Below are 21,471 nucleotides of genomic sequence, written 5' to 3' on the forward strand. Positions count from 1 at the left end.
ATATAAAAATTTAGTGTCTTAACAGTAGGAATTACTGTGGTTGAAGACCTTTGTTTGGGCAGTGTGCCTAAATAGCATTATTCCAAGGAGAAGTACCACATGGAGACCGTTCAGGGTGGCATGTTGCTTATCTACACTGTAATCGCGATTATTGCATTGGTTGTCATGATCGCGAAGTTTAGAATTTATCCATTTCTTGTTCTTATTATTGTTTCACTCGGTTTGGCTTTAGCTGTTGGCATGCCAATGGGCGATATTGTTAAGTCATATGAAGCTGGTACTGGTAAAACCTTGGGCCACCTTGCGATTGTAATCGCACTCGGAACGATGCTCGGCAAAATGATGGCCGAGTCTGGTGGTGCTGAGCGAATAGCAATTACTTTAATTAAATGGTTTGGTGAGAAAAATATTCACTGGGCCATGATGTTTATTGCCCTTATTGTTGGTCTTCCCGTATTTTTCGAAGTCGGTTTCGTTCTACTCATTCCAATCGCGTTTAACATTGCTAAACGAACTGGTAAATCTTTACTGGTTGTGGGCTTGCCAATGGTCGCAGGTTTGTCTGTAGTGCATGGTTTAATTCCACCGCATCCAGCGGCATTGTTGGCAGTACAGGCCTATCATGCGGATATTGGTAAAACGATTGCTTACAGCTTGTTGGTTGGCATACCAACTGCGATTGTGGCAGGGCCATTGTATGCGCTATGGATCAATAAATATGTCAAATTGCCTGAGAACAATCCATTGTTTAAGCAGTTTGTTGAGGCAGATACAAAAGAAACTCGTGAGCTACCAAGCTTTGGAATTACCTTATTTACGATTATGTTGCCTGTCGTATTAATGTTGATCGGAAGTTGGGCTGATCTTTTCTTTGCCCCGAAAACTTTCGCAAATGACTTACTACGTTTCATTGGTACTTCTGATATCGCATTGCTTATAGCCGTACTGGTCAGCTTTATTACCTTTGGTACGATGCAGGGCTTTAACCGTGAACAGATCGAAAAATTCTGTGGCGGTTGTTTGGCTTCTATTGCCGGAATCATGTTGATTGTCGGTGCTGGTGGCGGTTTTGGCGGTATTTTGCGTGACAGTGGTATTTCTAATGAAATCGTTTCTACAGCCTTGAAGGCAAATTTGTCACCGTTATTGTTGGGCTGGTTAGTTGCAGCATTGATTCGTTTGGCAACAGGATCGGCAACAGTCGCTATGGCTACTGCTTGTAGTATTGTCGCTCCGATTGCAGCCACGGCTGGAGTCGCGGTTAGACCTGAACTTCTTGTACTTGCCACAGGTTCAGGTTCGCTGGTTTTCTCACATGTGAATGATGCAGGATTCTGGTTAATCAAAGAATATTTCGGTATGACGGTCGGACAGACACTCAAAACTTGGTCAGTATTGGAAACGATCATTTCGGTGTTGGGTCTATCTTTCACTCTACTGCTTAGCACTATTTTATAATTAAAGGTGAGTAATCCATGATTGTGATTGCAATGGGTGTCTGTGGAACAGGTAAAACCCTGATTGGTGAGTTGTTATCAGAGCGTTTGGCTTGTGAGTTTCTCGATGGTGATACGCTTCATTCGGCTGAAAATAAAAGTAAGATGAGCCAAGGTATTCCTTTAACTGATGAAGACCGTTTGCCTTGGTTGCAAGCTATTCGTAAGGCAATTGAAGAAAAACAACAAGCAGGTGAAACGGCTGTATTTACTTGTTCTTCACTAAAACGAGTCTACCGCGATATTTTACGTAGGCATGACCAAAATGTGCAGTTTGTCTATTTAAAAGGGTCGTATGAGCTGTTGCAGCAACGACTTGCTGAGCGATCGGGTCATTTTTTTGATCCTTCGTTATTGCAGACTCAACTTGATACTTTAGAAGAACCTGATGTTCATGAGGCAATTACGATTGATATTGCTTTGACACCTGAACAAATCGTTGTGCAAGTCATGCAGAAACTAGGGGTAACTGACAGTGTGTGTCGTGGTTAACTTAAGTTAGAAACAAACATAAAGTCTTGATGGCTTATAAATCAAAAAAGTGAATACCAGTAATGGTACTGGTATTTACAGAAAAAAGCCCGATCACAACGGGCTAGCTTCAAATATATAAATACATAAATTATAAATAACCGGAGATAAGAAGAATGAGTTATTCAAATAATTTGCAGCAGAAATTTCCTGTAGTAGACGGTATTCCTTACAACGTACGTCTGCCATCCCAGATTCATCAGCGTATTTCATTAGTAGATGGCGAGTTAAAGTTATGGGCTGGTTTAACCAAGAAGACATTATCCCCAATCTGGATTCAGCAGCCTGACGGTAGCTTGAAGCAAGTTGAACTTGGCAGTTATCCAGTCATGGGTGAGAAAGAAAGTGATGAAGCGTTAGAAGCGGCAGTACGTGCCTACAATAATGGTCGTGGTGAATGGCCAATGATGAAAGTTGGTGAGCGCATCGCCTGTATGCAGAATTTCATTCAGCGTATGGTGGAACAGCGAGGCCTCATTGTTAAACTGATCATGTGGGAAATTGGTAAGAGTTTGGCGGACTCCGAGAAAGAGTTCGACCGCACTGTGACCTATATGCGTCAAACTATTGATGCCCTGAAAGATCTGGATAATGCCAACTCCCGCTTTGTGATTGCTGAAGGTACCATTGGTCAAATCCGTCGTACCCCCTTGGGCGTAGTGTTGTGTATGGGACCATATAACTACCCATTGAATGAAACCTTTGCTACCTTAATTCCAGCTATGCTGATGGGCAACACGATTATCTTTAAACCGCCTCAATTTGGTACCTTATTGTTTGAACCGTTGCTGGAAGCATTCCGTGATTCATTCCCGAAAGGTGTGATCAATACCATTTATGCACCAGGTTCATTGGTGGTGCCACATCTGTTGGCCTCTGGAAAAATCAATGTATTGGCATTGATTGGTTCTAGCAAAGTGGCCGATCACTTGAAAAAGCAACATCCTAAATCTCACCGTCTGCGTGCAATTTTGGGACTGGATGCGAAGAATGCAGCCATTATTCTGCCAGATGCCGATTTGGATTTGACAGTGAAAGAATGCTTGCTGGGGGCATTGTCGTTTAATGGTCAGCGTTGTACTGCGCTCAAAATGCTGATGGTACATCGGTCAATAGCTGACGAATTTGTTAAGCGCTTAACGGCTGAATTGGCCAAACTGAAAGTGGGTATGCCATGGGAAAAAGGAGTATTTATTACTCCGTTGCCAGGTATGCACCGTACTGCCTACATGACTGAAGTTATTGAAGATGCCTTGGCTAAAGGAGCCAAAGTCGTTAATCCAGAAGGTGGTGCATTCTGCAAAACGATGTTCTATCCGGCCGTAGTTTATCCAGTGACTGAGGGCATGAGACTGTATCGCGAAGAACAGTTTGGTCCAGTAGTGCCTGTCTCTGTTTATGATGACATTGAAACTGTGCTGGAATATGTTGCGACTTCTGATCATGGTCAGCAGGTGAGTATTTTTGGTAGTGACCCTGAGCAAATTGGTCATTTGGTCGATACACTTGTGCATCAGGTTTGTCGTGTAAACATCAATTGTCAGTGTCAACGTGGTCCAGATGTGTTTCCATTCGGCGGCCGTAAAGATTCTGCAGAGGGCACACTATCTGTACATGATGCGTTACGTGCATTCTCCATTCGTTCTATGATTGCTGCTAAACAGACTGATGACAGCAAAGGCATGCTGGCCTCTATGGTATCTGAGCACTATTCTAAATTTGTAAATACCGACTTTATTTTCTAAGTGTTATACGATTAAAAAAGTCAGCCTTTGGGCTGACTTTTTTTATGATATTAAAATTTGAATAATAATAAAAAAACGCCTGATCAATATCAGGCGTTTTTTTTAAAGAGATCAATTATTGACGAATTTGACCGTCACCTAACACAATCCATTTCTGAGAAGTTAAACCTTCTAAACCAACTGGACCACGGGCATGAATTTTATCTGTAGAAATACCAATTTCTGCGCCTAAGCCATATTCAAAACCATCAGCAAAACGAGTTGAAGCATTAATCACGACGGAACTTGAATCTACGCGAGCCAAGAACTGACGAGCCAATGTATAGTTTTCAGTCACGATTGCATCGGTGTGATGTGAACCATATTTGTTGATATGGTCAATTGCTTCATCAATACCGCTAACAACTTTAACAGCAAGAATTGGCCCTAAATATTCGGTATACCAATCTTCTTCTGTTGCTGGTTTTACAGATGCACCCAAAATACGGCGTGTTTCTGGACAGCCACGGAGTTCAACTTGTTTTTCAGCATACAGTTCAGCAATGCGAGGTAAGAAAACATCTGCAATTTTTTCATCAACGAGCAGAGTTTCCATCGCATTACAAACGCCATAACGATGTGTTTTTGCATTTAAAGTAATCGGTAAGGCTTTTTGCAAGTCTGCTTGTGCTTCAACGAATACATGGCAGTTACCATCTAGATGCTTAATGACAGGGATGCGAGCTTCATTCGTTACACGTTCAATTAAGCTTTTGCCGCCACGAGGAACGATTACATCTACATATTCAGTCATGGTAATGAGATGACCAACAGCCGCACGGTCAGAAGTGTTAATCACTTGCACTGAATGTTCAGGTAAGCCTGCAACTTTTAAGCCATGCTTAATTGCTTCAGCGATTGCTTTATTTGACTCGAGTGCTTCTGAGCCACCACGCAAAATAATGGCATTGCCCGATTTAATCGCTAAAGATGCAGCTTCAAGTGTTACGTTTGGACGTGATTCGTAAATCATCCCAACAACACCTAGAGGAACACGCATTTTGCCAATTTGAATGCCTGTGGGGCGATATGCAAGATCAGTAATTTCCCCAATTGGATCGACAAGTGCGATCACATCTTTTAAACCTTGCAACATGCCTTTAAAGCGTGCGGGCGTAAGTTCAAGACGATCAAGTAATGCGCTGTCGAGCTGATTGCTACGACCTTTATCCATGTCGATTTGATTCGCTGCCAAAATTTCTGCCTGATTATTTTCTAAAGCAGTATAAATAGCAGAGAGCGCATGATTTTTTAGTGAGGTTGAAGCACTTGTGAGGACACGAGAGGCCTGACGTGCTTGTTGCCCAACTTTTTGCATATATTGTTCAATTGAGTCTTGCATAGCATTTTTTAATCATTTACCAATGACTAAGATAGTAGCAGTCAAATGCGGAACAATGAATGGCTTTTTTTGAAAAATGTGACCGCTATAAAAAAAACATTTAAATATTTTGCAAACTATTAGCGACTTAAACAAGATGAGCGGTCATTTGAGCGATTGCGTATATTTCACACAATTGTTTAGAATGTTATTGTGCAATACAAACGAATACAAATTTTAAAGTTTTGTGCATAAAAGGTTACGTGTTCAAGAAGGAACTCTTGCAGCATAAAAAAATTACAGCAAGGAGGAAGCAAGGATATGAATTCCATTATTCAAATGGATTCGGAGATCAACCAAGCTTATGCCGGTTTTGGCTTTTTCGATATCTACCATAGAGATAGTTTTAAACAACCTGCTCGGACAACATGGATTGACGGTTGGAAAATTGAATATATGGCGATTGCCGATCCAAAAACGATTCACAATACGCCAATTGTGATTGTGGGTGGTGCTTTCCAGAATTTTAATTCTTATAAATATTGTGTTGAACAATTATTTGAAAGCGGTCCTGTTATATTAATTGATTTACCTTCTATGGGCGCAAATCAGCAAATTACCAATCGGGACACAGGAATATCTGCGGGTACTTTAGAGCTACCTGATTTGTCTAAAATGTTGGGACGCTGGTTAGATATTGTTGGGCTACAAAAAGTTTCTGTGATGGGAATGTCTTTGGGGTCCGTAATTGCATCTTGCTTCGCTTATCATCGTCCAGAATTAATGGATCGCATGATTTTAATGGGGGTTATGCAAAAGACCCGAAAAAGTTGGCGAATGATTCTGGAAGAGTCGCTCAAGCTCATGCAAGAAAACCGCATGGAAGAGTTTGGGCAAGCTGTAATTTTATATTTAGTTAATCATGCAAAATTAGATAAAACTCGCATGTCACCAACAGCTAAAAAGTTATTTTTTAGGCAAATGGCTGAGTTTACGGGTACTGAGCGAGAACGTTATGAAATTAACTGTAATCGTCTTTTGCGTTTAACTGATGTACCCATTCCAGAGTGTAAAACGCTGGTTGCAGCAGGACAGTACGACAGTTTTACTCTGCCTCATGAAAATGCGAACTTTGCCTTGCAATGCCCAGACATGGAATTTGCACTTATTGCTAACGCAGACCATGTACCTCAGTTGCAGCGCCGTAAAGAAACCATGAGTTTGTTCACTTCATTTTTGAAAGGTGAATCTATCCAAAATCTGGATGGTATTATTCCCATGACACGTGAACAAATGCAAAACATGGAACGCCGTGGTGAAGAGCGAGTTCGGGTTTTGCAGCCAAAAACTCAACTTACTCATCGAGAGTCTGATGTACAGGTATCTGTGCAGATTGTTGATGTTACTTTCTTCGGCATGTATTTAAAAATGGATGATGTTTCGCAGCTTGGTTTTGTGAACGCTCATCCGCGTGACTTGGCACTGCATTTAGAAGATGAGGAAGGTACTTTTGCAATTGAGTGCTTAATTTTTGAAAGTACAGAGCAGGGTGTTCGAGCTTTATTTAAACATGGTAGCTTTGAGCTTGCTGATCGTTTAAGCCGTTTTATTGCTCGTCAAAAACAAGCGGCTTAATAATATAGTTATAGATAGAAGCTCGTTTATTTCGAGCTTCCATTTTTTATATTGGTTATTTTGTTTGCGCGTGTATGGTCCAGACCAAGTCACCTAAATGTTGCTCACGACGATCTTGAGAAGCTTGTCCAAAGAAAATTTGTGGTTGTTCCACGCTAACTTGATCAAACTCTGTATCTTTAAAAAAGCCTTCAACTTCTTTGGGGCTTTTGAAGTGAAAACTAAACGAGCTTCGAGACATTAATTTCAATAATTTACTACTGTTCCAGATAATACTCGCAAGTTTATTTTTAACAGGTTCAGGGTACAGATCTGTTAAATAGTGAAGCTTTTTAAAAGAAGCGCCATAGCGAGCAATCGATTGAATTAGCTGTTTTAATAAGTCTTTATCAAAATAATTAATTAAACCTTCACTGATCACAACCAATGGGTGGTTCGGGTCAAACACTTCAAATGCTTGTGCAAAAGCTTCTGTAAATAAATCAACCGATAAAATTTCAGGTGCATTTTTTTCAATTTGTTGTAATGCCTTTTGTTTGGTTCGTGCCATATCGGGTAAATCAAGCTCCCGATAGGTAATTGAAGGGTAATGCTGTCTAAACCACCATCCCCGAGGTGATAGGCCACATGCTATTTCTAAAACTTGTAGATCGGGATTTTCTTGAATGAGTTGTTCTAAATGATGATCAAGCATGGTGTGGCGTTGTTTGAGTGTGGTTCGCATGCTGCCACCCACATATTTCTCTGCCCATGATTCTATAGGGTGAACCAAATACGCCAGTGATTTTCCTTTGGTTGTGGCAAGTGCTTCATGAGAGATCCCCATTTGATACCAGATATAACCCGTATAGTGGGCTGTAAAAGAGATGTGGCGGTGCTTTGAAAGTTGTTGTGTCATTCGTCCTGAGCTCGATTTATTGTTTTTCTGTGATCTTCATTGCCTAAGCACTATAAGATCTTGAATTGAAATTACGTCATTTAAGTTGATTAATACATCACGACGGAGTTTTACTATTTTAAATGTTTCATATCGAGATTAACCTTCGGTTCGACCTACTTTTGTTTTGGCAAAAGTAGGCAAAACCATTGTCATCTGCAAAACCTGTTAGATGTATCCATCTGTCTTATATATTGCAAATACAATACTTATTAAGGACTACGCAGGTTGCAGATGACGCTTCTACGTATTCATAATTTAAATCGAATTCTTAAACTCTTCAATGGCTGTTTTGACAGCTTGCCAGTGTTCGCCAAGCGATAAGGTCCCACCAATTTGAATTTGTGGAATTTGACCACGCATGCGTTCTAAGCGTTCTTGATTTGGTAGTTCTAAGTTCGCAATACCTTCAAGTGCTGTACATGCCGCACTACGGTCGTTACACACAAGCCCCATATCACAACCCGCAGAAAGAGCAGCTTGAATACGTGCATCTGCGCCACCTGCTACACATGCAGCTTGCATGCTTAAGTCATCAGAGAAAAGTACACCATTAAAATTCAAACGGTTGCGTAGAACTTCTTGAATCCAGAAAGGTGAGAAGCCTGCTGGATTTGGGTCAATCTGATCATAAATCACATGTGCCGGCATGAGTGCATCAAGCTGTGGCATGAGCTTAATAAAGCTTTGCATGTCATGGTTGTAAATTTCATCATAGCTACGGCTGTCGATTGCGGCTGCGACATGAGAGTCTGCTTTTACCGAACCATGGCCTGGGAAGTGTTTCCCTGTGTTTGCCATTCCAGCTTTTTTCATACCCTGCATAAACGCGCCAGCAAGTGGTGCGATATCCTCAATATTTTTAGAGAAACCACGGTCACCAATCACATCACTAATTGCATTAAGGTCTAAAACGGGTGCAAAACTAAAATCGATACCGACAGCAAGGACTTCAGTTGCCATGAGCCAACCACATTTTTCAGCCAGTTCAAGTGCTTTTTGAGGCTGGGTAATATAGAGTTCACCAAAGCGACCCATTGCCGGTAATAAGGTAAAACCTGATCTTAGGCGCTGAACTCGACCACCTTCTTGATCGACAGCAATCAAAATATCTGGACGAATTTGACGCATATGGTCCGTTAACGCACGGACTTGTTGTGGAGATTCAATATTTCGTGCAAATAAAATCATGCCACCGACTTGCGGAGCGCGTAATAGTTCAATATCTTCTAGAGTAAGTTCTGTGCCGGCGATATCCAGCATCAATGCGCCAATCATATTGGTTCCATTTGAATTTTGATTGAAAAACAATAAGCGAATTTTGCAATGTTTTGCTACATTTTGTCAGTACAGAATATGATAAAACTACACGGTATAAACAATTTAGTTGGTTAAGATTTTGAATCTGCTTAGTTCATATCGAAAACAGAGCGTGTAAGATAGGAATATCCAAGGAAGTATTAAAAATTTATGAAACTTCAAACTATAGCTTGTGCAGTAGCGATCGCGACTGGCGGTTTATTCTTCTCTCATACGATGAATGAAGCGAGAGCAGCAACCAATACTGCTGTGGTTTCTCAATCGATCCAGCCAACGCAAGAACAGGCTTTGGTGGCTCGCCAACTGGCAACTTTAGTTGATCGCCAACATTATTTGAATATGCGTCTGGATGCGACGACATCAAACCGTATTCTCGGTATGTATTTAGATAGTCTTGATCCAGATCACTCACTATTTTTAGACGCTGAAGTTCAAAATTATAAAAAACTATACGGTTCAAATTTTGGTGCTTCATTAAAAGCGGGGAACTTAACAGGTCCATTTGCAATTCATCAGCAATATCGTGAACGCTTAAAACAATTTTATGAGTTTATGTTAGCCGAGTTAAAACAGCAGCAAAATTTAAAACAGCCGAATAGCTATATTGAAGTTGATCGTGAAAAAGCACCGTATTTCAAAACGACGGCTGAGCAACAAAATCACTGGCGCAAAATGTTGGTTTCGCAGTTAATCAACTTAACCATTAGCCGTGAAGAAGAGCAGGCGAAACAAAAAGCGCTTAAAGAAAATCCTTCACTTGCTGATGGTCAAGACCTAACAGGCCCAGAAGATTTAACGCCAGCTCAGACGTTGACTAAACGTTATACACGTCAGCTGGAAAGAATTAGTCGTGTGAAAAGCGATGATGTGTTGGACAAAACATTAAATGCAATGTTGGCAACCTATGATCCACATAGTAACTATTACCCGCCAATTGATGCGATAGAACTGAATCGCCAAACGACTTTGCAATTGGAAGGTATTGGGGTGTCGATTCGTCCAGAGCGTGGCAATGAAGATTACACCAAGATTGAAACCATTGTAGAAGGTGGTCCTGCAAGTAAGTCTGGCCAAGTGAAATCCGGAGATCGAATTGTTGGCGTCGCCCAAGAAGGCGAGAAAATGATTGATGTGGTTGGCTGGTCAAGTTCTGAAATTGTTGGACTCATTCGTGGTAAACGCGGAACGAAAGTCACATTAAAACTTCTTGGTGCTGGCGCATCAATGAGTCAGGCACGTAATGTGACCTTAGTACGTGATGTGATTCAAGAAGAAGATGCAGGTGTTCGTTCACGTACAGTTGAAGTTAACCGTGATGGTAAAAAGCACCTGTTGGGCGTAATTGAAATTCCATCATTCTATTTTGACTATCGTTCACGTCGTGCGGGCCAACAATACCGTTCAGTTTCTGAAGATACTGCAAATGCTTTTGAAGCGTTAAAAGCGAAGAAAGTAGAAGGTATTATTATTGACTTGCGTAATGACCCAGGTGGTTCATTAGAAGAAGTTGCACGTATGCTGGGTCAGGTAATCAAGTCTGGCCCAGTAGTTCAAATTCGTGATGGTAATGGCAACGTAAGCGTTTTTGAAGACAATGATGGTGGTCAACAAATTTACACTGGCCCCCTTGCTGTAATGGTGAACTTGGCATCTGCATCTGCAAGTGAAATTTACTCTGCTGCAATCCAAGACTATGAGCGCGGTATTATTATTGGTAGTACAACAACGGGTAAAGGTACAGCTCAGGTACAACTTGATACTCTGGCACATGGTCAAGCGACTTTAACTCAGCGTAAGTTCTACCGTATTACGGGTGGTAGTACACAAAATAAAGGTGTAGTACCAGACATTAAACTCGTCGATATCTATAACGAAGAGTTTGGTGAACGTAAATCGAAAAATGCATTGAAGTGGGACACAATTCCTACTGCACCATTTAAACGTGAAGGTTCTGTTCAGCCGTATGTCACAAAGTTGTCTCAATTATCTGAACAACGTGTTGGCAATGATGCTCAGTTTAAATATCTAAATAAACGTACTGCGATTGCCAAGGTTACGAGTGATCAGAAACAAGTCGTACTTGATATTGATAAACGTCGTGCAGAATTACTTGCTTTAGAGAAACAAACTTTAGATGCAGAAAATGAACGCCGTGCAGCAAGTGGTCAAAAACCTTTTGCAAACTGGGAAAGCTACCAAGCTTCATTAGATGCTCTAGCTGAATCTCGCGCTAAAATGAAAGCATCGCAACGTCCTGCATTGCCAGAAGAAGAAACTTTTGTGACTGAAGCTGCAAATGTACTTATGGACTATGCAAAATTGCAAAATCGATAAGTATTACTAGGTCTTAAGAAAAAAGCATGCTGTTATCAGTGTGCTTTTTTTATTTTTCATGTCAGTAAACTGTCATGCATTCATCATCAAAATGTCAAAAAAACTGCTTAATCTTTAAGCATGAAAATAAATACATTGATGGATGGCGCTATGCAAAGCTCATACGCGACAGCACTATTAAAACAACAGCAACTTCCTGAAAGCTTCCAATTCTTTTTTAAACAAAAGCAGCAGCTATCCAATCCACATTCATTGCATGATTTGGTCCGCTCACGTTTAAAAATTGCGATTGTTACCGAGACATGGCCACCTGAAATTAATGGTGTGGCACTTTCATTATTACAACTATGCCAAGGTTTACAAAAACAGGGGCATAAAATTTTACTGATTCGCCCAGAACAAAAAGCAATATGCCATGACTTTACGCCAGAACAAGAATGTCTGGTGATGTCGCAAGCGATTCCGAAATATCCAACATTACAGTTTGGTTGGCCACAATATTTAAAAGTATCGAAAGCTTTTGAAAAATTTGTGCCAGATGTAGTTCACATTGTGACTGAAGGGCCTTTAGGTTTAACCGCCATGCAAGCTGCCAAAGCAAAAGCTATTCCGGTTTCTAGCGGATTTCATTCACCGTTTCAAGATTTTAGCCGATTCTTCGATTTGGCTTTTTTAGTCAAACCGATTCAAAAATACCTGTGCTGGTTTCACAACAATACTCAAGTGACCTGTGTGCCGAGCAAAGATACACAAGAAGCATTACGTGGTTTTGGGATTACTTGCCCGTTAGTTGTTGTTGGGCGCGGTGTAGATACAACGAGATTTTCACCAAAACATCGCTCTGAAAATTTGCGAAAGCAATGGAACGCCGATGAGAATACTCGCGTTATGCTCTATGTGGGACGTTTGTCTCCAGAAAAAGAAGTACAAGTGCTCATTGAAAGTTATGCCAACTTACAAGCTGCCCACCCACATAAAACGAAGTTAGTGATTGTGGGAGATGGCCCCGATTTTGCTCGCTTAAAGTCGTTGCCTGAAGCGAAGGGGGTTATTTTTACTGGAAGTCTGAGAGGTCAAGATTTGGCCGCTGCCTATGCGAGTGCAGATGTATTCGTATTTGCGAGTCAAGTTGAAACGTTTGGTAACGTAGTTTTAGAGGCGATGGCAAGCGGTTTGCCAGTTATCGCGTATGATTATGCATGTGCACATCAATATTTAAGTCATGGTGTGAATGGCTGGTTAAGCCCACTTGGACAAAAAAGTCACTTTATACAACAAATTTATCAGCTTCCTTCAGTACAACAACTTAGAGAAATGGGCGTACAAGCCTGTCATAAAGTACAGCAAAGCGGTTGGCAACTTCCGGTTTGGCAATTGGAACAGGCATTTTATCAGGTAGTGAAGGCGCCCTCAGTGGACTTCACTTAAGTATCCTAAAATAGGAGAATGACCATGAAACTTAAGAATGCAAAAATAAAAATACTCGATTTAGATTTAAGAGGCTGTTTATATCTCAATCATTTTTCCCATTCACAGCGTGTGGCTTTATTCTTCAAAATCATCAGTCGTGTGGGTGATGGTCCATTTTGGTATCTAATGCTGGCAATTGTATGGGGGATGCACGGTATCACCTATAGCCTACAAATCATCTACTTGTTATTAGGTGGTTCTGTTGGGACAGCACTCTATAAATTCTTAAAACATAAAACAACGCGACCTCGGCCTTATCAAGTGCATCAGGTGATTGTGCTCGGTGAAAGACCACTCGATCATTTCAGTTTTCCATCGGGTCATACGCTTCATGCGGTCATGGTTACGATTGTCTTGGGTTATATCCAGCCCGCTCTGCTTGCGGCGATGCTTCCTTTCATGGTGCTTGTAGCATTGTCTCGTATGGTGCTTGGCCTTCACTATCCAAGTGATGTGATTGTCGGTGCACTCATTGGTGCGGCGGTCGCAAGTCTGATTATTTTTGCAGCTCCGCTATTGAACATCGCTTTATAAGTATCGGTAATTTTTATCAGCTTAAGCTATCGATTAGGTTTGTGGATTTGCTAAAGTACACAGTTCGTGATTTAGCAGATTAAACAGATAGGAGCCGCTATGGGCTTACGTTGGACAGATACGATTGATATTGCGATTGAATTGTCAGAAGCACATCCCGAAGTTGATCCGCAATGGATTCGTTTTACTGATTTGCATGCATGGGTATGTGCTTTACCAGACTTCAATGATGACCCAAATAAATCGACAGAAGGATTGCTAGAAGGGATTCAAATGGCCTGGATAGACGAAGTTCGCTAAAAACAGTAGAAAAAATCGCAACTTTTACACATTCAAAGCTGATTATTGCCTATGACATCGGTATAATGCGGCAAATTTTTTAAAGTTTAAATCTTAAAATAAAGGAGCCACTCATGGCTATTGAACGTACTTTGTCTATCGTAAAACCTGATGCAGTGTCTAAAAACCACATCGGTGATATTTTTGCTCGTTTTGAAAAAGCGGGTTTAAAAATTGTTGCGACTAAAATGAAACACCTTTCTCAAGCTGATGCTGAAGGTTTCTATGCTGAGCATAAAGAACGTGGTTTCTTTGGTGACTTAGTTGCATTCATGACTTCTGGTCCAGTTGTAGTATCTGTTCTTGAAGGCGAAAATGCAGTTCTTGCACACCGTGAAATCTTAGGCGCTACAAACCCTAAAGAAGCGGCTCCTGGCACTATCCGTGCTGACTTCGCTGTAAGCATCGATGAAAACGCTGCTCACGGTTCTGACTCAGTTGCTTCTGCAGAGCGTGAAATTGCTTACTTCTTTGCTGACAACGAGATCTGCCCACGCACTCGTTAATCGAAAGCATTCAAACCAGATAAGTGGTATACTACTTATCTGGTTTTTTTATTCTCTCAAGAGAATGTTGTTTGATTCTTGAACAATATCTTCAGTTTTTTGACATGGTTTAGGTAAATACACATGAGTTCTGCAGAGGTCGTTTCATCTGAAAATCTTGATGGACAGCAGCAATCTTCGTCCACGCTGGTCATGCCTGCTGCCGAAAATAAAGTGAATTTACTCGGCATGTCTCGTACTGAATTAGAAAAATTCTTTGAAGATATTGGCGAGAAAAAGTTTCGTGCTGGTCAGGTCATGAAATGGATACATCAATACTTTATTACTGATTTTGCTGAAATGACCAATATTTCAGGCAAATTACGTGCGAAGCTTGAACAGATTTGTGAAGTTAAGGCTCCTGAAGTTGTTCACCGTCACTATTCAAAAGACGGTACACGTAAGTGGGTTTTTCGTGTGGGCGATGGTGCAGGTTCTTTGGTTGAAACTGTATTAATTCCTGCTGAAGATAAAACAGGCTTGCGCAAAACTTTGTGTATTTCTTCACAAGTCGGTTGTGCATTGGACTGTTCATTTTGTTCAACAGGTAAGCAAGGTTTCCAACGTGATTTAACGCCAGATGAAATCATTGGACAACTTTGGATGGCAAACTATTCTTATATGGAAGAAGTGCCAGTTGCCGAGCGTGAGCGTTCCGTGACCAATGTCGTGATGATGGGTATGGGCGAACCATTGCTCAACTATGATGCCGTATTAAGCTCAATGCAGATTATGCTTGATGACTTCGCCTATGGCATGTCTAAGCGCCGTGTGACTTTATCAACATCAGGTGTTGTGCCAAAAATTGATCAACTTGCAAAAGACATTGATGTTGCTTTAGCAATTTCTTTACATGCGCCAAACGATGAATTACGTAACGAATTAGTGCCAATTAATAAGAAATATCCATTGGCTCAGTTAATTGCTGCATGTCAGCGTTATATTGCCAAAGATGGTAATGAAAGTTCGCGTAAACATGTGACTATTGAATATGTGATGTTAGAGGGTGTAAATGATCATCCTGAACATGCACAGCAAATGATTAAATTATTAAAAAACTTACCAAGTAAAATTAATTTGATTCCATTTAATCCGTTCCCGCATGCACCATATGGTCGCTCAAGCCGAAATCGAATTATCTCGTTCCAAAAAACTTTGTCTGATGCTGGATTTGTGTGTACGATTCGTCAAACACGTGGTGATGATATTGATGCTGCATGTGGACAGTTAGTTGGCCAAGTGGCTGATAGAACTCGTCGTGCTGAACAGTGGCAGAAAAAAGTCACACAGCGCCAAGAGATTTTGCGTACACAAGGATAAATTGAGGACAGGCTTTGAGTACTCCAAAGTTAAAAACGGTATTATGTACAGGGGTTGTAGTTGCACTGCTGGTAAGTGGTTGCCAGACAACGAATGTGCAAAAAAAAGACCCAGAAAAAGCGGTAAAGGTGCGTACACAACTTGCTGCTGAACATATCCGTTCGGGTGACTTGGATTCGGCAAAGCGAGCTCTTGATCAAGCTTTAAGTGTAGATAGCCGTGATGCAACGGCAAATATGATGATGGGTATTTTACTACAGCAAGAAGGTAGTAAGCCGAACTTAGAAAAAGCAGAACATTATTTTAAACGGGCAATTTCATCTGAACCAGATAATGCTCAAGCACATAATAATTATGGTACGTATTTGTATCAAATGGAACGCTATAATGATGCGATCGAGCAATTTCGAATTGCTGGCACAACATTAGGTTATGACCAACGCTATCAGGCATTAGAAAATCTGGGGCGTATTTATTTAAAATTGGGTGATGTTACGAATGCTGAAAAAACATTCAAACAAGCACTCCTTGCTAACCGCGACTCTTATATTTCAATGTTAGAGTTAGCGGAAATTTTTTATTTGCAGCAGCAGATTCCGGCTGCTACACAAATGTATGAGCAATATGTTCATACAGTGGGGCAGAAAAATCAGGGTGCAAGAGCACTTTGGATTGGTGTAAGAGTGGCTCGAGCCAATGCGGATAAAATGGGAATGCAAGTCTTAGTAAACCAGTTACGTGCTTTGTTCCCGGAAAGTCCAGAATATCAACGTTATTTGCAATTACAGTATAGTACTGAGGCCGTATGGAAATAAATCCTAATTCACAGCAGCCAACTGGCTCAAGCTTACCGACTTCTGCTTTAGGAAATATTCAACGTCCTGGTGAGTATTTACGTCAAATTCGAGTTGCTCAGAATAAAGAGTTAGGGCAAGTTTCTTCAGATTTAAACATGCCGGTTAAGACTCTAACTGCTTTAGAGCAAGATGATTATAAATCATTGCCACAAGCGACTTTTATCAAGGGTTATTACCGTTCGTATGCAAAATATCTAAATACAGATGCGACTGCAATTATTCAGCGCTTTGATGAAATTTATGCAAACGATACTGGGCTTTTACCAAACCATGCCTTAAATAACTCGCCGATTAAAATTATGGGTAAACTCCCTGGTTCTAATAGTGACCGTAATAAAAAATGGTTGAAGCGTGCACTTCTTGCAATTGTAGTTATTGCTGTTGTGTCATTGATTGTTATGGGTATTCAAAAGTGGACTTCAAAGAAAGAGGGTGCTGATTTACCTAAAGTAAATCAATCTAATGTTGAAGTTTTACCTATGAAAGGAAATGCCACCTCAACAGTGGGTGATCAATTGGTGCTAAACTTTAACCGACCAACTTCTGTTCATATTGTTGATGCAACCGGTAAAGTTTTGGCGACAGGTCGTCAGTCATCAACTTTAAACTTAAATGGTGAGTCTCCATTTCAGATTCGTCTTGATGATGCAACTGCTGTGTCATTAAGTTTAAACCAAGAACAGATTTCATTGTCTCCATATACGGTAAACGGTAAAGCTGAATTCCGTTTATCCCGCTAATACCATGAGTTGAGCGATACAATGATAGAGAACCCAATTAAACGTCGACCAACACGTAAAATTCGTGTTGGGTCGGTGTATGTCGGTGGCGATGCACCTATTAGTGTGCAAAGTATGACAAACACTGAAACTTGCGATGTTGATGCAACCGTTGCTCAGATTGAGCGTTGCGTTGATGCAGGTGCTGATATTATGCGTGTTTCGGTCCCATCTATGGAAGCTGCTGAGGCATTTGGCGCAATTCGTAAGCGCGTTTCAGTACCATTAGTTGCCGATATTCATTTTGACCATAGAATTGCCTTGGCAGTTGCAGATTATGGTGCAGACTGTTTACGTATTAATCCGGGTAATATCGGTTCAGACCAGAAAGTTCGCGAAGTCGTTGCGGCGGCACGTCATCACGGCATTTCTATACGTATTGGTGTTAATGCGGGTTCTTTAGAAAAAGATTTACAAAAAAAATATGGTGAGCCTACAGGTCAGGCATTACTTGAATCAGCGTTACGCCATATTGATATTTTAGACCGTCTTGATTTTCATGAATTTAAAGTAAGCGTAAAAGCATCTAATGTGTTTTTAACAATGGACGCTTATCGGTTACTCTCTCAACAAATTGACAATCCATTACATCTTGGCGTAACCGAAGCGGGTATTTATCGTACGGGTACTGTGAAATCAGCGATCGCCCTTGGCGGATTACTGATGGAAGGTATTGGCGATACGATGCGTATTTCGCTTGCTGCCGAACCAGAAGATGAAATCAAGATTGGTTTTGATATTTTGAAATCACTTGGTTTGCGTTCTAATGGTATTAACTTCATTGCATGCCCAAGCTGTTCACGCCAAGAGTTTAACGTTATTCAGGTGATGCAATCCTTGGAAAAACGTTTAGAAGATATTCGTACTCCAATGGATGTGTCAGTGATTGGCTGTAAAGTAAATGGCCCAGGTGAAGCGAAAGAAGCAGATATCGGGGTGGTCGGGGCAGCGCCTCGCTCATTGGTTTATCGTAATGGTGAAAAAAGCCATTTAATCGATACCGATCAATTGGTTGATGAAATCGAAACAATGGTTCGTCAACGTGTCCAAGAGCTTGAAGAAGCTAAATCTAAAGAAATTATTCGTAGTTCATCATGAGTTCAATTGTCGCAATCAAAGGTTTTAATGACGTCTTGCCAACGCAAACAGTAGCGTGGAGACGTCTTGAGCAACATTTAGCATCTTTAATGGATGCTTATGGTTATCAACAAATTCGTTTACCGATCGTTGAACAAACGGGCTTATTTAAACGTGCTATTGGTGATGCAACCGATATTGTTGAAAAAGAAATGTATACCTTTTTTGACAAAGGTAATCCACCAGAGTCATTAACCTTACGTCCGGAAGGAACAGCGGGTTGTGTCCGCGCGTTGGTTGAACATAATTTGTTGCGCGGTGCTACGCCACGTGTGTGGTATATGGGACCTATGTTCCGTTATGAAAAGCCACAAAAAGGCCGTTACCGTCAGTTCCACCAGTTTGGCGTGGAAACTTTTGGTGTTGCCACTCCTGATATTGAAGCTGAAGTTATCTTGATGACAGCTCGGTTATGGAAGCGTATGGGCGTTGATCACATGGTTCAACTTGAGTTGAATACTTTAGGTGAGGCTGATGAGCGTACAGAATACCGTAATGCTTTAGTTGCGTTCTTAAATGAACATAAAGAAGCTTTGGATGAAGATTCACAGCGCCGTTTAACGACTAACCCGTTACGTATTTTAGATTCTAAAATTGAATCGACTCAGAAAATTCTGGAAAATGCGCCGAAGTTATATGACTTTTTAAAAGAAGATAGTTTAAGTCACTTCCAACAATTGCAAGATTATTTGACTGCTGCGGGCGTTAAATTTGTCATTAATCAAAAATTGGTACGTGGTCTGGACTATTACAACAAGACCGTTTTTGAATGGACAACAACTGCACTTGGTTCGCAAGGTACTGTGTGTGGGGGTGGACGCTACGATGGTTTAGTTGGCCAGTTAAAAGGTAAGCCAGATCAATCTGTACCTGCTGTTGGCTTTGGTATGGGAATGGAGCGCTTATTGCTTTTAGTTGAGCAAGTTGAAAAAGCTGAAGTTATTCGCGATTGTGAAGTCTTCTTGGTTGCAGAACCTGCTTATCAAACGAATGCTTTGATTTTAGCGGAACAATTACGTGACCAGTTAGAAGCTGCAAATAGCAGCATTCGAATCAAAACAGGTTCGCAAGGCAGCATGAAAAGCCAGATGAAAAAAGCTGATCAGGCTGGAGCAATCTTTGCTTTGATTTTAGGGGAACGAGAGTGGGATGCACAGCAGCTTGCAATAAAAGAGCTAGCAACAGCTGAACAGTCACAAGTCGCAATTGCTGACCTCGTACCATTTTTAATCCAAAAATTTACAAAATAAACTGAACATCTGGAAAAGGACAATCACATGAGCGTAAGTGATGAAGAACAATTCGACAGCTTAAAGTCGTTCGCCAAAAAATATGGTTCTGCCATGATTAGCGGAATTCTCATTGCGTTGATTGCCTTTTTTGGGTGGACATATTGGCAAAAAAAGAATCTGGCAACTAGTCAGGTAGAAACTGCAAAAGTACAGCAGTTAATGGATGAGGCGAATGCGAGTGCTGATAATCCGAATGCCTTAAGTTCAGTAACTGCATCAGCAGATAAAATTGTAAAAGATGATATCGATTCTGTTCAGGCCATACAGACTCAGTTTGTATTAGCAAAATTAGCCTATGAAAAACAGGATTATGCTGCTGCTGAAAAAGCATTAAAGAAAGTTGAAAATTCAAAAGTAAAAGATGAAGGTTTGATTCAGGTTGTGAAATTGCGTTTAGCAGATGCACAATTGGCACAAAACAAATATGATGAAGCATTAAAAACCTTGTCTGGTAACGTCGATCCTGCATTTAAAGCAACGGTAGAAGAGTTACGTGGCGATATCTTTGTTGCTAAGAAAGATGTTGATTCTGCTAAAAAAGCGTATCAGGCAGCTTGGAATTCGTTACTAGAACGTAAACAAGAGCGACAAATTTTACAAATTAAACTCGAAAGTGTTGGCGTTTTAGTTGAAGATCCACAGATTGAGCGCCCAATTTTGGAAACACAGGTGGAAGAGTCTTAATGAATCAGAAATTCAAACTGCCTTTGGCAATTGCAATCGCATCGGCTGTACTGGTGGGATGTTCGAGTAATAAAGTAAAAGAAGTAAAACCTAATCCACTACCGAAATTGACCGAGTCGAAAAAGACCTTAACGCCAGTGTTTTCGCGTAGTGTTTCTTCTACTGATAAGGCTGATCCATTACGTTTGCAACTTGATGCAAACGACGGTGTAGTTTTCACTCTTGATCCAAAAGGCGAAGTCGCTGCATATCGTGGTAAACAACGCATTTGGGAGAAAAAAGTCAGCAAATTAGGCTTAACCTCTGGTGTTGAAGCTGCTGAAGGAATTGTTGTTGTTGGTAACAGTAAAGGTCAACTCTTTGCGCTAGATCAGGCAACAGGCGAACAGAAGTGGACTGCACAGTTATCGGGCGCGTTGTTAAGCCCGTCATTAGTTCAATCTGGACGTGTTATTACCATTGCGAATGATGGTACTGTATTTGCACATGATGCTACTTCGGGGCAACAAGTCTGGACTTATAAATTACCAAATGTCCAGTTTAGTTTGCGTGGTCAGGCATCACCAGTCAGTCTTGATCCTCGTACTGTATTAATTGCATCTGCGAATGCATATGTTTATGCAATTGATACGATTAGTGGTATTCCACGTTTCCAACGTCGTGTTGCAGTCAGCGAAGGCCGTTCTGATATTCAACGTTTAGTTGATATCGATGGTGATCCAGTTGTCGCTGGACAGTTTATGGTAACGACCAGTTTCCAAGGTCAAGTGACTGTTACCGATCTTGCTTCTCAACGTGTCGTTTGGAGTGAAGATTCGAGCAGTACCAAACGTCCAGAAGTTTATGACAATAAAGTATTTGTCTCTTCAGCAGATGGTAAGTTAACAGCTTATAATTTAGCGTCGGGTGAAAAAATCTGGGAAAATGATAGTTTGTTAAACCGTCATTTAAGTAATCCGGTTGTGCTAGGACAAGATCTTGTTGTAGGTGATTTAGATGGCGTATTACATCTTGTTGAACCAGCAACAGGTAAATTAATTGGTCGTTCAAAAACAAGTGGTGAAGTTAATACATTGCGTGTTATCGAGAATCAACTTTATGTTTCGACCAGAAAAGGCGATTTAAGTATTTGGCAGAATCGTTAATTTCGTTCGCT

At 40.9% G+C, this 21,471-nt stretch carries 19 protein-coding genes; 16 read left to right on the top strand and 3 right to left on the bottom strand.

All coding sequences use genetic code 11. The features are described 5' to 3' along the window. Positions 1 to 99: 99 nt before the first annotated feature. The 3 genes from WA249_RS01035 (at position 100) to WA249_RS01045 (ending at position 3,772) form a co-directional block, all read left to right on the top strand. The gene (locus tag WA249_RS01035; protein WP_336165999.1) at positions 100 to 1,458 is read left to right on the top strand and encodes a GntP family permease; all 1,359 of its coding nucleotides are present in this window, start codon (positions 100 to 102) and stop codon (positions 1,456 to 1,458) included. Positions 1,459 to 1,475: 17 nt separating this feature from the next. Then, positions 1,476 to 1,988, top strand: a complete 513-nt coding sequence (locus WA249_RS01040; protein ID WP_336166000.1) for a gluconokinase — start codon at positions 1,476 to 1,478, stop codon at positions 1,986 to 1,988. A gap of 155 nt (positions 1,989 to 2,143) precedes the next feature. Continuing rightward, on the top strand, positions 2,144 to 3,772 hold the full coding sequence (locus tag WA249_RS01045) for an NADP-dependent glyceraldehyde-3-phosphate dehydrogenase (RefSeq protein ID WP_336166001.1): 1,629 nt from the start codon (positions 2,144 to 2,146) through the stop codon (positions 3,770 to 3,772). 115 nt (positions 3,773 to 3,887) lie between these two features. On the opposite strand, the gene WA249_RS01050 is transcribed toward WA249_RS01045, so the two are convergent. Continuing rightward, positions 3,888 to 5,153, bottom strand: coding sequence for a glutamate-5-semialdehyde dehydrogenase (locus WA249_RS01050; protein ID WP_336166003.1), 1,266 nt, complete (start codon positions 5,151 to 5,153; stop codon positions 3,888 to 3,890). A gap of 300 nt (positions 5,154 to 5,453) precedes the next feature. Between WA249_RS01050 and WA249_RS01055 the strand changes: the two genes are divergently transcribed. Beyond that, the gene (locus WA249_RS01055) at positions 5,454 to 6,767 is read left to right on the top strand and encodes an alpha/beta fold hydrolase (RefSeq protein WP_336166004.1); all 1,314 of its coding nucleotides are present in this window, start codon (positions 5,454 to 5,456) and stop codon (positions 6,765 to 6,767) included. 55 nt (positions 6,768 to 6,822) lie between these two features. Here WA249_RS01055 and WA249_RS01060 read toward each other — a convergent pair whose 3' ends face one another. Continuing rightward, positions 6,823 to 7,665 carry a class I SAM-dependent methyltransferase gene (locus WA249_RS01060; RefSeq protein ID WP_336166005.1) on the bottom strand — a complete coding sequence of 281 codons (843 nt, stop codon included), beginning with the start codon at positions 7,663 to 7,665 and terminating at the stop codon, positions 6,823 to 6,825. Between the two features lie 297 nt (positions 7,666 to 7,962). Then, on the bottom strand, positions 7,963 to 8,982 hold the full coding sequence (gene nagZ / locus WA249_RS01065; RefSeq protein WP_336166006.1) for a beta-N-acetylhexosaminidase: 1,020 nt from the start codon (positions 8,980 to 8,982) through the stop codon (positions 7,963 to 7,965). 192 nt (positions 8,983 to 9,174) lie between these two features. Between nagZ and WA249_RS01070 the strand changes: the two genes are divergently transcribed. From WA249_RS01070 to bamB, 12 genes are all read left to right on the top strand, one after another. Beyond that, a complete protein-coding gene (locus WA249_RS01070; RefSeq protein ID WP_336166007.1) occupies positions 9,175 to 11,358 on the top strand; it encodes a carboxy terminal-processing peptidase in 2,184 nt (727 codons plus the stop codon). A gap of 138 nt (positions 11,359 to 11,496) precedes the next feature. Next, the gene (locus WA249_RS01075) at positions 11,497 to 12,786 is read left to right on the top strand and encodes a glycosyltransferase family 4 protein (protein ID WP_336166123.1); all 1,290 of its coding nucleotides are present in this window, start codon (positions 11,497 to 11,499) and stop codon (positions 12,784 to 12,786) included. Positions 12,787 to 12,810: 24 nt separating this feature from the next. After that, positions 12,811 to 13,362 (top strand): phosphatase PAP2 family protein, encoded by a 552-nt coding sequence (locus WA249_RS01080; protein ID WP_336166008.1) that lies wholly within the window; start codon positions 12,811 to 12,813, stop codon positions 13,360 to 13,362. 99 nt (positions 13,363 to 13,461) lie between these two features. Further along, positions 13,462 to 13,662 carry a Fe-S cluster assembly protein IscX gene (gene iscX, locus WA249_RS01085; RefSeq protein WP_003654869.1) on the top strand — a complete coding sequence of 67 codons (201 nt, stop codon included), beginning with the start codon at positions 13,462 to 13,464 and terminating at the stop codon, positions 13,660 to 13,662. Positions 13,663 to 13,775: 113 nt separating this feature from the next. Beyond that, a complete protein-coding gene (ndk, locus tag WA249_RS01090) occupies positions 13,776 to 14,207 on the top strand; it encodes a nucleoside-diphosphate kinase (RefSeq protein ID WP_003654870.1) in 432 nt (143 codons plus the stop codon). Between the two features lie 123 nt (positions 14,208 to 14,330). After that, positions 14,331 to 15,566: a 23S rRNA (adenine(2503)-C(2))-methyltransferase RlmN gene (rlmN, locus tag WA249_RS01095; RefSeq protein ID WP_336166010.1), complete on the top strand. Its 1,236-nt coding sequence runs from the start codon at positions 14,331 to 14,333 to the stop codon at positions 15,564 to 15,566. A gap of 14 nt (positions 15,567 to 15,580) precedes the next feature. After that, on the top strand, positions 15,581 to 16,381 hold the full coding sequence (pilW, locus tag WA249_RS01100) for a type IV pilus biogenesis/stability protein PilW (RefSeq protein ID WP_336166011.1): 801 nt from the start codon (positions 15,581 to 15,583) through the stop codon (positions 16,379 to 16,381). After that, positions 16,372 to 17,163, top strand: a complete 792-nt coding sequence (locus WA249_RS01105; protein WP_336166012.1) for a helix-turn-helix domain-containing protein — start codon at positions 16,372 to 16,374, stop codon at positions 17,161 to 17,163. Before pilW ends, WA249_RS01105 begins: the two co-directional genes overlap by 10 nt. Positions 17,164 to 17,184: 21 nt before the next feature. Further along, a complete protein-coding gene (ispG, locus tag WA249_RS01110; RefSeq protein ID WP_042894817.1) occupies positions 17,185 to 18,300 on the top strand; it encodes a flavodoxin-dependent (E)-4-hydroxy-3-methylbut-2-enyl-diphosphate synthase in 1,116 nt (371 codons plus the stop codon). After that, on the top strand, positions 18,297 to 19,589 hold the full coding sequence (gene hisS / locus WA249_RS01115; RefSeq protein ID WP_336166013.1) for a histidine--tRNA ligase: 1,293 nt from the start codon (positions 18,297 to 18,299) through the stop codon (positions 19,587 to 19,589). Before ispG ends, hisS begins: the two co-directional genes overlap by 4 nt. Before the next feature lie 27 nt (positions 19,590 to 19,616). Further along, a complete protein-coding gene (locus WA249_RS01120) occupies positions 19,617 to 20,315 on the top strand; it encodes a YfgM family protein (protein WP_004641116.1) in 699 nt (232 codons plus the stop codon). Next, positions 20,315 to 21,460 (top strand): outer membrane protein assembly factor BamB, encoded by a 1,146-nt coding sequence (bamB, locus tag WA249_RS01125; RefSeq protein ID WP_336166015.1) that lies wholly within the window; start codon positions 20,315 to 20,317, stop codon positions 21,458 to 21,460. The genes WA249_RS01120 and bamB overlap by 1 nt, the downstream gene beginning before the upstream one ends. The last annotated feature ends 11 nt before the right edge of the window (positions 21,461 to 21,471 follow it).

Origin of the sequence: Acinetobacter sp. 161(2023) (genome assembly GCF_037027805.1) — a bacterium.
Classification (GTDB): Bacteria; Pseudomonadota; Gammaproteobacteria; order Pseudomonadales; family Moraxellaceae; genus Acinetobacter.